Below are 10827 nucleotides of genomic sequence, written 5' to 3'. Positions count from 1 at the left end.
ACACGTGGCGGCGCACAGCCGCGCGGGCGCGCTCGATCCTTCGAAGCGCCGCCTCGTCGGCCTCCTTGAGCGCGCGCCACACCGTAGGGAAGGAGGCGACTGGGCCGATGACCGCGCGCTGGTGCTCGAGCAGGCGGATGTCGCGGATGCACGTCGCCCCTAGCGCGATGGCCACCGCCAGGTCCACCAGTACCTGGCCCCGGTCGTGCAACGGATGGAACCCCCGCCGCCGCAACGCGCCCGACAATGCACTGGTCAGCCCGGTGCGCTCGGCCAGCAACCGTAGGTGAACCCCGCCGACGTGCCCGATCTGGCCCCTGCCGTCCGCCGACATGGCCAGACCCCGACTCCACTCGCTATCCTGCACGTGAAAGGTGCCTTCCGACCCGCCCCGATACGACCCTCAGCAAGTCGCATCCAAGCAGGTCAGAAGGCACCTCTTCTTTTCGTCTCACACTCCGTCAACAACCCCAGCCACTCTGGTGAAACGCCCAGGCCTGGCAGAACGGAGTGCCGAGAGGCCGTGGGGAGCCGCTGTGGTGGACGCTGCGGCGGCCGTGGCGACCGCTGAACTATCCTGCGGCCCGCGCCATGTTCAACCGCGCGAACGACCTTCTGGGTTCCAACTGGACGCTCCACGACCTGCGTCACACCGCGTCCTACCGCATGGCCCAGGACCCCGATTTGTCCCTCGTCGACGTCCAATGGGTCCTCGCTCACAAGGAACTCAGCACCACCCAGGTCTACCTCACCCCCAGCAAGGATGAGGTCATCAGCAACGTCCTGGCCCATCACGATCGGCAGGCCCGGCTCCGCGAGGCCCCGGCACCCGCCCAGCCAGCCCCTGGATACAACCCAGATTCGCTCGGCATCCTGTTCGGAGGCTCCGCTTGACCGTCGGCGCGCAGACCCAGGCCACATCCCCGCAGGGCACTTCAGATAGCTTCCGACCGCTCGCTGGTGCCGCCGGAGACGCTTTGCGGCTGAAGTTCCCGGCACGCTCGGTGCCGGAGTCCTGGCCCGCCAGCATGCACCCCCTGGAACAGGTCCTCGAACGGGTAGATCGACCACCACTGCGGCCCCCCGGGCACTTCGCCTGGGATTCCAGACGCCGCGGGGTGAACCGGATCTTGCAGTGGCTCGAAGCTTTCCCCGGCGAGAGCTGGCAGCAGCGCTGGCAGGCTTGTCCCGCGCTCGCCGAGCCGCACGAGTGGATGGAAGAGGCCAAAGCCTGGACGCTTCAGAACGTCGGCAGGCGGCCAACCAAGGCTGACTTGACCTCGGGAACGCTGGCCCTGCTCTGCGCCGACGTCGTACGGCCGGGCCTTCCATGGCTCGCGGCCCGCCGCTCACGGTTCCTTCGGGAAGCAATGGCCGCCAGTCGGGACCCAGAAGGCTTTGCGACCCTTGAAATCGTTGCAGGCGTTGATGACTGGTCCTCCAAAGTGGGCTTCGAGGCACGCAATCAGATCTCCATGATCCTCGCTGCGAAAGGCGGCTTGGTCCGCGATATTACCGTGGGCGATTGCCTGGAACTTCGGGATGCTTTCGACCTGGTCCGAGGTCGAAACAGCGGGAATCGCACTCTGTTTTATGTCTGGCTTCAGCGCATGGGAATATTCCCCTCTGACGCACCTGCGACCCTGCGTCAGCTGGAATCGCTGGCCGGGCAGGTGAGCGTCGAACGGCTCGTCGACCGCTACGGACTCAAATGCCCGGAGATCCGGGACCTAATCGTCGCCTACCTGAAAGAACGGCAGCCCGCCCTCGACTACGGGACGCTGGAAGAAATGTCGCGGGCCCTTGCATCCAACTTCTGGGCAGATCTCGAACGGAATCAGCCTGGAATCGATTCCCTCCATCTGGCTCCGAAGGTCGCTTCCGAATGGAAGGAACGGATCAAGACAAAGACCGCTCGAAGGAAACAGCCGGACGGAACGATCGTCGAGGTGAAAAGTGTCCGAGCAAGCGCCGGTGCACTACTGATGCAAGTGCGAGCCTTCTATCTGGACCTCGCGGAATGGGCAGCGGAAGAACCTGGAAGATGGGGTCCATGGGTTGCCCCATGCCCTATCAAACCCGCAGAAATCTCAACCAAGAAGCACGAGAAACGGGTAAAGGCCAGGACGGACCAACGCACCCGTGAGCGGCTGCCAGTGCTCCCTGTCCTGGTCCGTGCTGCGGACCAGAGGCTCAAGGACGCTAAAGCCCGCCTGGACGCGGTGCGAGCGGCGCCGGCGGGCTCGTCTTTCACGGTCCTCAGCGAAACCTACACGAAGGCCATCGGCAGTAATCGCTGGAGGGATCCAGGTAAGACAACGGTCGTCTACGACACGGACGGCGAGCGCCTTGACCTGGGAATGGCTGAGCGCCGAGCCTTCTGGGCCTGGGCCTCCATCGAGTTTCTTCGCCATACAGGCGCCCGAGTCGAGGAGATGCTGGAGGCGAGCCATCACAGCATCGTGCAATACACACTTCCTACGACGAGAGAGATCGTTCCTCTCCTCCAGATCGCTCCCTCGAAAACCGACGAAGAGCGTGTCCTGCTGGTGACCCCAGAACTTGCTGATGTTCTCAGCGCGATCGTTACAAGGGTTCGCAACAGCACGGGAGCAATCCCGCTAGTCGCCGCTTACGATCAGGCAGAGAAAACCTGGAACCCTCCGATGCCGCTTCTTTTCCAATGGAACGTCAGCGGACAGAACGTCCCAGTATCAGTGAACACCGTCCGCAACGCAATCTACGAGACGCTGGACTCGACCGGGCTGTCGGATGCGTCGGGGAATCCACTGCGCTACCAACCACATGATTTCCGCAGAATCTTCGTCACCGACGCCATCAGGAGTGGGCTCCCTCCACATATCGCCATGGTTATTTGTGGACACTCGAACATCAATACAACCATGGGTTACAACACTGTCTATCCTGCCGACGTGATCGAATCCCACCGTGCATTCATTGGTCGCCGTCGGAATTTGCGGCCAGGCGAAGAGTATCGAATGCCGACTCCCGAGGAATGGGAGTCCTTCCTTGGTCATTTCGAGCGCCGAAAACTCTCCCTCGGAACGTGCGGCCGCGCATACAATAGCCCTTGTGTTCATGAGCATGCTTGTATTCGATGTTCCATGCTGCTGGCCGATCCGCATGAGCGTCCACGACTGGTAGATATTCGTGACAACCTAATTGATCGGATTGCTGAAGCCGAACGCGAGGGATGGCTCGGCGAGATCGACGGCCTCGGGATCAGCCTCGCAGCAACCGAGGAGAAGTTGGCACAGCTCGACGCACAAGCCGCCAGGAAAGGGCAGGCTATCGAAATGGGCATGCCGACCTTCCGGCAGATCGCTGCCCGGTCCTCGACCGTCGCCACACCCCAGGAGTCCTCGTGACGAGGGTGGGTCCTGCGCTACCGGCAGGACCCACCCCCTGGTCAGGCGGAGGACGAGCTGCCGTCCTCGCGCTCGGCTTCGTCAGCCCGGCCCGGATCGCCATCACGCCGCGAGCGGGATCGGCGGACCTCGGACGCCAGACTCAACGCGGCACTCAGGACACCGAGCACGCCGGCGACCATCGAGAGAACTTCCGTCACAGCAGGGCCTTTCGGACGTGGTGGTCCGATGCCCTGAACGAGGACATGGCAAGGCCGCGGACCACCTGACAGGTGTCCGCCCTCGCCATGAGCCAATACCGTGACGGGCCAACGTGATACACGAGGCGCGTGCTCGATGTTCGGTCTACTGGCAGTCCGCGCCAATGATGGCGCCGACAGAGCTGAGGTAGTGCTCCGCAGTGAGCGGCCTCGTAAGGGCGCACTTCCTCTGACGCCCATGATGCCCCGATCAGCTACACCTGCGGTGCCGATTACCCAAATGCGGGGCGGAAGTCCTTAGTTCAGAGAAGGCACGGTGCATGCCAACGCGGCCTGCGATGTCCCGGCCCGGCTGGAGGCCCTCGGTTCGACGGCCGGACTCGACCGGGCCGCCCTGCACAGTCAGTTGGCGGCTGCGCTGTCCGTCGTGATCCACCTGGCGAGGGACCGCTCGGGGCAGCGCCGGGTCGCCGAGATCCATGTGCTGGAGCGCCGCGGCGACGGACTGGTGGTGACCGTCCCCGCTGTGGTGCGCGGTGCCCGGGGAGCCGCGGAGCGGGGGCCGGGCTGGGACCGGCTGGCGAGCCTGTGCGAGCGGGGTGCGTCATGAGGGCCGGGACCGGGATGGCGGCGCTGTGGGCCGCCGTGTTCTGCGCGGGAGCGGCCGGGTGGCTGCTGAGCGAATGGGATCCCGCGCTGCGCCGGGCACGGCTGATGCTCGTCGGCGGTCAAGCGCCGGACACCGTTCAGAGGTGGGGGCCCGGCATGTGGCGTGGTCTGGAGTCCTGTGGACGGGCGGTGCTCGCGCCGCTGCGGGAGCGGTTCGGTTGGCGGATCGGGCGCGAAGCCCTCTGTCTGCCCATCGGCCTGGTGCTCGGGTTGGCGGCGCATTCGGTACTGCCCGCCCTGGCCGGGGCCGCTGCTGTGCCGCTGGTCGGCCGCCGCCTGCGCGAGCGGGCCCGGCGCGGGGCGGCGGACCGGCGGGTGTCCGCCGTGGGGGCGCTGTGCGGCACGGTGGCAGGCGATCTGCGGGCCGGACGGCCACCGCACACGGCGCTGGCGGGTGCGCTCGAGGACGACGGCTGGCCAGACGCCCCGGAGCTCGTGGATGCCGCGCGGCTGCTGCTCGCCGCGGCGCGGTTCGGGGGTGATGTGCCGGCAGCGCTGCGGGCCGCCGCGCGCCAGGAGGGCGCGGAGGGGCTGGCCGCGGTCGCCGCCTGCTGGCAGGTCGCCGTCGACGGTGGCGCGGGACTGGCCGCGGGCCTCGACCGGATCGCCGCCGCCCTGCGCGCCGAACGCGACCAACGGGATGATCTGCGAGCCCAGTTGGCCGGACCCCGCTCGACCGCGCTGATGCTGGCACTGCTCCCGCTGTTCGGGGTGGTGCTGGGTGTGGGGCTGGGGGCGGATCCGGTGGGAACGCTGCTGGGCACCCCGACCGGGCTGGCCTGTCTGGTGGCCGGCGGGCTGCTGGAGTGGGCGGGGCTCGCCTGGACCGGCCGCATCGTGCGAGCCGCAGAGGAGTCCGGGTGAACGGCGACCGAATCCACAGCATGGGGACAGCCGTCTCGGTCGCCGCCGCCGTACTGTGCCTGGCCGTCACGGTGATCGAGGCCCGGCGTGAACGTGTCGCGCGCGGCAGGCTCCGGCTGCTGTTCGGAGTACGGATCACCAAGACTCCGGATGCCCGGTGGTGGACGCGGCTGCCGGTGCTGCGGTCCTGGTTTCCTGTCGCCGCGGTGGCGCTGGGTGCGGCCGTGTTCGTCGGAGGGGTCCCAGGTTGCGTGACCGGTCTGCTGGCCGCGTACGGGACGAGGCGCTGGCAGCGCCGCTCACGGAAGACCGGCGGCTCGGTCCATGACGAGGGATCCGGACGCCAACTCCCGCTCTGTGCCGATCTGATGGCCGCCTGCCTCGCCGCGGGCGGGGATCCGCGGGACGCGGCCGAAGCGGTGGGCCGGTCGCTGGGCGGTCCGCTGGGCGACGGGCTCATACGGGTCGCGGCCGAACTGCGGCTCGGAGGCGATCCGGTGCGGTGCTGGGAGCGATTCGGACAGCTGCCCGCCGCCCGGGGGCTCGCGCGCTGCCTGGCGCGCGCCTCCCACAGAGGTGTGGCGCCGGTCGATGAGGTGGCGCGGCTCGCCGCCGACTACCGCGCGGCCCGGGGCCGCGCGGCGCTCGGCCGGGCCCGGCGGGCCGGAGTGCTGGCCACGGCCCCGCTGGGGTTGTGCTTTCTGCCGGCGTTTCTGCTCGTCGGGGTGGTTCCGGTGGTGATGGGGCTGGCGGCGCAGATCCTCGCCGGCGGTTCGAGCTGAGTCGAGCCGATTCGCGTTCATGCGAGGCAAGTCGAAGCAATTCGAGCAAATCGAGCAAGTCGAGATGAGGGGGAACGTCATGTTGGTCCGGATGCTTCGCAGGACGGCCGGGCGGCTTCGGTCGGCCGCGGACGCGGGAATGACCACGGCTGAATACGCCGTCGGCACCCTGGCGGCGTGCGGTTTCGCCGCAGTGCTCTACAACGTCGTGACCAGCGGCGCGGTGAAGTCTGCGCTCAGCGGTCTGATCGAGAGGGCGCTCAATGTGTCCTTTTGAGCGACCGCCCGAGCTCCCTGCTGAGCGGTCGTCAGAGCCGCCTGCCGTGGCTCGCTCCGTAGCCCGTTCCCTGGCCCGTTCCCTGGCCCGTTCCGTGCGAAGGGACGAGAGGGGATTCGTCACCGCGGAGGCCGCCGTCGCCGTACCGGTCATGGTGCTCTTCACCGCGGCGCTGCTGAGCGGGCTGATGGCCGCGGCGGCGCAGATCCAGTGCGTGGACGCCGCGCGGGCGGGTGCGCGGGCCGCGGCCCGCTCCGAGCCGGAGGCCGCCGCGCTGGCGGCGGCCCGCGGCGCCGCTCCGCGCGGGGCGGCGGTCTCGCTGACCCGTGACGGCGAGCTCGTACGGGTGCGGGTCACCGCCCGCTCGCCGGTCCTGGAGGTCGCGCTGCACGCGGAGGCGGCGGCGCTCGCTGAGGACGCGGTCCGGTGAGCGGCGGGCAGCGGGGGGACCGGGGGTCGGCCACGGTCTGGGTCGCGCTGCTGATGGGGGTGCTGTGTCTGGCGTTCGGCGCCGTGCTGGTCATAGGCCAGGCCGTCGCCGAACGCCACCGGGCAGGCGGCGCGGCGGACATGGCCGCCCTGGCCGCCGCCGACCATGCGCTGGACGGTGCGGGGGCCGCCTGCGCGCTGGCCGCGCGGACAGCGGCGGCTCAGGACGCCCGGCTGGTGCAGTGCGACGTGACCGGTGAGGTCGCCGATGTCACGGCCGCCGTCGGCTCCGCGCGGGTCCGCTCCCGCGCCGGTCCTCCGGCCCGGGGCTGACCCTCGGCCCGGGCCTGACGCTCAGTCCCGGGCCTGATCCGAGCCCGGGGCCGGATCCGAGCCCTGGACCGGATCCGAGCCCTGGACCGGATCCGAGCCCGGGGCCGGACCCAGCTCCGCATCCGGTTCCGGAGTCGGTTCCGCGTCCGGGTCCGAAGGCGGTTCCGTTGCCAGGAGGCAGTCGAGGAGGCGGACGGCGGCCGGCTTGTCCAGGGGTTCGTTGCCGTTGCCGCACTTGGGGGACTGGACGCAGGAGGGGCAGCCGAACTCGCACTCGCAGGAGGCGATGGCTTCGCGGGTGGCGGTGAGCCAGCCGCGGGCGGTGTGGAAGGCGCGCTCGGCGAAGCCCGCGCCGCCGGGGTGGCCGTCGTAGACGAAGACGGTGGGGCGGCCGGTGTCGGCGTGCAGGGGGATCGAGACACCGCCGATGTCCCAGCGGTCACAGGTGGCGAACAGCGGGAGGAGGCCGATGGACGCGTGTTCGGCGGCGTGGAGGGCGCCGGGGAGCTCCTCGGGGTGGATCCGCGCGGCTTCCAGCCGGTCGTCGGTGACGGTCCACCACACCGCGCGGGTGCGCAGCGTGCGCGGCGGGAGGTCGAGTTTCGTCTCGCCGAGCACCTCGCCGGTGATCAGTCTGCGGCGGAGGAAGGAGACGACCTGGTGGGTGACCTCGACCGACCCGAAGTGGACCCGGGAATCGCCCCAGGCCTCCGCGATGTCGGTGGACAGGACGGAGATGGAGGTGGTCTCCCGGGCCATCGTCGAATAGTCGGGGTCGGCCTCCGCCACCAGGGCCACGGCGTCCTCGAGGTCCAGGTGCTCGACCACGTAGGTCCGGCCCTGGTGGAGATGGACCGCGCCGTCGTGGACGGAGGTGTGGGCCGAGGAGTCGTCGACGGTGCCGAGCAGCCGGCCGGTGGCCGCCTCGACGATCTGGACGGGCTTGCCGCCCTCGCCCCGGATGTCGGTGAGGTCCGCGGCGCGCTCCCGGCGGGTCCAGTAATAGCCTCCGGCCCGGCGCCGCAGCAGTCCGCGGCGTTCCAGCTGGGGGAGCAGGTCGGCGGCTTCGGGGCCGAAGAGCGGCAGATCGTCATCCGTGAGCGGGAGTTCGGACGCGGCGGCGCACAGATGGGGGGCGAGGACGTAGGGATTGTCGGGGTCCAGGACGGTGGATTCCACCGGACGCTGGAAGAGCGCCTCGGGGTGGTGGACGAGATACGTGTCGAGGGGGTCGTCGCGGCCCACGAGGATGGCGAGGGCGCCCTGCCCGGCGCGTCCGGCGCGGCCCGCCTGCTGCCACATCGAGGCGCGGGTGCCGGGATAGCCGGCCAGCAGGACGGCGTCGAGCCCGGACACGTCGACACCCAGTTCGAGGGCGGTGGTGGAGGCCAGGCCGAGCAGCCGCCCCGAGTGGAGATCGCGTTCGAGGGCGCGGCGCTCCTCGGCGAGGTAGCCGCCGCGGTAGGCGGCGACCCGGGAGGGCAGCGAGGGGTCGACCGCGGCCAGTCTCTCCTGGGCGATCAGGGCGATCAGTTCGGCGGCGCGCCGGGACCGGACGAAGACGACGGTGCGGGTGCCCTGCACGACGAGGTCGGTGAGGAGGTCGGCGCACTCGGCGGTGGCGGTGCGGCGGACCGGCGCGCCGTGCTCGCCCCGCATCTCGGTCAGCGGCGGCTCCCAGAGGGCGAAGGCCAGTTCGCCGCGGGGGGAGGCGTCGTCGGTGACCTCCGCGACCTGGACACCGGTGAGACGGCCGGCCGAGACGGCCGGATCGGCGGCGGTGGCGGAGGCGAGCACGAAGACCGGATCCGCCCCGTAGTGGGCGCAGAGGCGGCGCAGACGCCGCAGCACCTGAGCGACGTGGGAGCCGAAGACGCCCCGGTAGGTGTGGCACTCGTCGATGACGACGTACCGCAGCCGGCGCAGGAAGGAGGACCAGCGGGCGTGGGCGGGGAGGATGCCGCGGTGCAGCATGTCGGGGTTGGTGAGGACGTACGTGGCGTACTGGCGGACCCACTCGCGTTCCTCGAACGGGGTGTCGCCGTCGTAGAGCGCGGGCCTGATCGCGGAGCCGAGCGGTTTGGCGAGCTCCGCGACGGCCCGCCGCTGATCCGCTGCGAGGGCCTTGGTGGGCGCCAGATACAGCGCGGTGGCCCCACGGCCGTTCGGAGCCTCCGAGCCGTCCAGGAGGGCACTGAGGACCGGGGCGAGGTAGGCGAGGGACTTGCCGGAGGCGGTTCCGGTGGCGACGACCACCGATTCACCGCGCATCGCGTGGGCCGCGGTGTGCGCCTGATGCTCCCAGGGACGCGCGATGCCGGCCGCCCGGATGGCCGCAAGCACCTCCGGACGGATCTGATCAGGCCAATCGGCATGGCGACCGACCCGCGGGGGCAAGTGCTCCGTATGGGTGATGCGTGCGGCTCGGCCTGCCCCCGTGGCGAGCCGCTCAAGAACGGTGCGGGGGGACGGGCGGCCGTGCGCCGACTGCGGAAGTTGATCCTGGGCCATCGGCACTCAGTGTGTCACCGGCGTGACGGACAATCGCAGGAAGGCGTCGTGCTGGCCCGCTGTGAAGTGATTGAATGCCATCGCGGCTGCCGATCCGTCCCCTCCCCTTCGGTGGGGAGGTCCCCGGGGGCGACGCCGCTCGATGCAAGGTGCTGGAGGATCCGTGGACCTGTCCCTGTCGACTCGAACCGTTGGCGACCGTACGGTCGTCGAGGTCGGCGGCGAGATTGATGTGTACACCGCGCCCAAGCTGCGTGAGCAGCTGGTAGAGCTGGTGAACGACGGCAGTTATCACCTGGTTGTGGACATGGAGGGAGTCGATTTCCTCGACTCCACCGGTCTGGGTGTACTGGTCGGCGGTCTCAAGCGGGTGCGTGCTCACGAAGGCTCGCTGCGCCTGGTGTGCAATCAGGAGCGCATTCTTAAGATTTTCCGGATTACTGGCCTGACCAAGGTGTTCCCGATCCACACCTCGGTCGACGAGGCTGTCGCGGCGAACGACTGATCATCCCGATCGTCGCAGGACGGGGGTACCGGGCGGTTTCGTCGCCCGGACCCCTGTGATGCCCACCCATAGGAGCGAGGGGGAGGCCATGCCCACCGTAGAACTGCTCTTCAGCGCTCAGCCCGAGCACGTGCGCACCGCACGGCTCGTAGCGGCTGCGGTAGCGCGCCGGGCGGGGGTGGACGAGGCAGTCCTTGACGAGGTGCGGCTTGCCGTGGGCGAGGCGTGCAGCCGCGCCGTCGGCCTGCACCTGAGCAACGGCGTCGAGCGCCCCGTACGGGTGCTGCTGACCGAGGAGGAGAAGAAATTCTCCATCGAGGTCGGTGACGAGGCGCCGGGTGCCCCGGCGGGGTCTGTCCCGTCGGCGCGCATGTCCGCCGGCGATGACTCCGATGACGAGGGCGAGATGGGCCTTGCCGTCATCAGCGGCCTGGTCGATGACGTCGAGGTCACCGTGGGCGAGCACGGCGGAGTCATCCGCATGAGCTGGCCGACGGCGTCCGCCGCCGTGCACCCGTAGCCGCCGTCTCCCGCACGTTCCCCCGCCAACACTCTCCCCGTAGCTCCGTAGCTCCGTAGCTCCGTAGCTCCGTAGCCCCGGTGCCCCGCGCGGCGCCCCGCGGCCCTCCGTAGCCCCGCGCGGCTCCCGTCGGCCGCCTCGCCCCCCGCACTCCTGGCGAGCCGTCAAACGATCATTCGGGTGATCTTCGTGGGCGGTTTCGTGACGCCCGAATCTTCACCGCATTCGGTGGTTTACGCGCCCAAGAGGAATTTCGGCTTCCCCAGTGCAGGCGAATTCTGATCCCGCGCACTGTTTTGATCTAGTCCGGCTCCCTACAATCCGTCCATCTTTGCTCAGCTCGCTGAG

The 10827-nt window shown here is 69.5% G+C and carries 10 protein-coding genes and 2 pseudogenes; 10 read left to right on the top strand and 2 right to left on the bottom strand.

The annotated features are described in order from the left end of the window. Positions 1-334: pseudogene (locus tag QMK24_RS32965) on the bottom strand (IS1380 family transposase); the annotation flags it as partial. A 176-nt stretch (positions 335-510) separates the two neighbouring features. On the opposite strand from QMK24_RS32965, the gene QMK24_RS32960 reads away from it, so the two are divergent. The 8 genes and pseudogenes from QMK24_RS32960 to QMK24_RS32925 all read left to right on the top strand — a co-directional run bounded on the left by QMK24_RS32960 (position 511) and on the right by QMK24_RS32925 (position 6943). Continuing rightward, positions 511-894 (top strand): site-specific integrase, encoded by a 384-nt coding sequence (locus QMK24_RS32960; RefSeq protein WP_283470530.1) that lies wholly within the window; start codon positions 511-513, stop codon positions 892-894. 236 nt (positions 895-1130) lie between these two features. After that, positions 1131-3389 carry a tyrosine-type recombinase/integrase gene (locus QMK24_RS32955; RefSeq protein WP_283470529.1) on the top strand — a complete coding sequence of 753 codons (2259 nt, stop codon included), beginning with the start codon at positions 1131-1133 and terminating at the stop codon, positions 3387-3389. A 510-nt stretch (positions 3390-3899) separates the two neighbouring features. Continuing rightward, positions 3900-4199 (top strand): annotated as a pseudogene (locus QMK24_RS32950) (TadA family conjugal transfer-associated ATPase); the annotation flags it as partial. Beyond that, on the top strand, positions 4196-5122 hold the full coding sequence (locus QMK24_RS32945) for a type II secretion system F family protein (protein ID WP_283470528.1): 927 nt from the start codon (positions 4196-4198) through the stop codon (positions 5120-5122). The pseudogene QMK24_RS32950 and the gene QMK24_RS32945, both read left to right, overlap by 4 nt. Continuing rightward, on the top strand, positions 5119-5904 hold the full coding sequence (locus tag QMK24_RS32940; protein WP_283470527.1) for a type II secretion system F family protein: 786 nt from the start codon (positions 5119-5121) through the stop codon (positions 5902-5904). Before QMK24_RS32945 ends, QMK24_RS32940 begins: the two co-directional genes overlap by 4 nt. Before the next feature lie 91 nt (positions 5905-5995). Continuing rightward, on the top strand, positions 5996-6181 hold the full coding sequence (locus tag QMK24_RS32935) for a DUF4244 domain-containing protein (protein WP_502962685.1): 186 nt from the start codon (positions 5996-5998) through the stop codon (positions 6179-6181). 94 nt (positions 6182-6275) lie between these two features. Beyond that, positions 6276-6611, top strand: coding sequence for a TadE family type IV pilus minor pilin (locus QMK24_RS32930; protein WP_283470526.1), 336 nt, complete (start codon positions 6276-6278; stop codon positions 6609-6611). Beyond that, positions 6608-6943 carry an Rv3654c family TadE-like protein gene (locus QMK24_RS32925; protein ID WP_283470525.1) on the top strand — a complete coding sequence of 112 codons (336 nt, stop codon included), beginning with the start codon at positions 6608-6610 and terminating at the stop codon, positions 6941-6943. Before QMK24_RS32930 ends, QMK24_RS32925 begins: the two co-directional genes overlap by 4 nt. Positions 6944-6964: 21 nt before the next feature. On the opposite strand, the gene QMK24_RS32920 is transcribed toward QMK24_RS32925, so the two are convergent. Next, the gene (locus QMK24_RS32920; RefSeq protein WP_283470524.1) at positions 6965-9454 is read right to left on the bottom strand and encodes a DEAD/DEAH box helicase; all 2490 of its coding nucleotides are present in this window, start codon (positions 9452-9454) and stop codon (positions 6965-6967) included. 163 nt (positions 9455-9617) lie between these two features. On the opposite strand from QMK24_RS32920, the gene bldG reads away from it, so the two are divergent. Together bldG and QMK24_RS32910 are read left to right on the top strand one after the other, a co-directional pair. Beyond that, positions 9618-9959: an anti-sigma factor antagonist BldG gene (gene bldG, locus QMK24_RS32915; protein WP_138357092.1), complete on the top strand. Its 342-nt coding sequence runs from the start codon at positions 9618-9620 to the stop codon at positions 9957-9959. A gap of 88 nt (positions 9960-10047) precedes the next feature. Then, the gene (locus tag QMK24_RS32910; RefSeq protein ID WP_283470523.1) at positions 10048-10479 is read left to right on the top strand and encodes an ATP-binding protein; all 432 of its coding nucleotides are present in this window, start codon (positions 10048-10050) and stop codon (positions 10477-10479) included. The last annotated feature ends 348 nt before the right edge of the window (positions 10480-10827 follow it).

Origin of the sequence: Streptomyces sp. PH10-H1, assembly GCF_030063355.1 — a bacterium.
Taxonomy (GTDB): Bacteria; Actinomycetota; Actinomycetes; order Streptomycetales; family Streptomycetaceae; genus Actinacidiphila.
Note: the sequence above shows the minus strand (reverse complement) of the source record. Positions and strands in the feature narration are given on the sequence as shown.

What these genes read in the sequence shown, in the direction of transcription:
- QMK24_RS32945 (WP_283470528.1), top strand. Translation starts at nt 4,196, where the DNA reads ATGAGGGCCGGGACCGGGATGGCGGCGCTGTGGGCCGCCGTGTTCTGC.
- QMK24_RS32920 (WP_283470524.1), bottom strand. Translation starts at nt 9,454, where the DNA reads ATGGCCCAGGATCAACTTCCGCAGTCGGCGCACGGCCGCCCGTCCCCC.
- QMK24_RS32910 (WP_283470523.1), top strand. Translation starts at nt 10,048, where the DNA reads ATGCCCACCGTAGAACTGCTCTTCAGCGCTCAGCCCGAGCACGTGCGC.
- QMK24_RS32935 (WP_502962685.1), top strand. Translation starts at nt 5,996, where the DNA reads ATGCTTCGCAGGACGGCCGGGCGGCTTCGGTCGGCCGCGGACGCGGGA.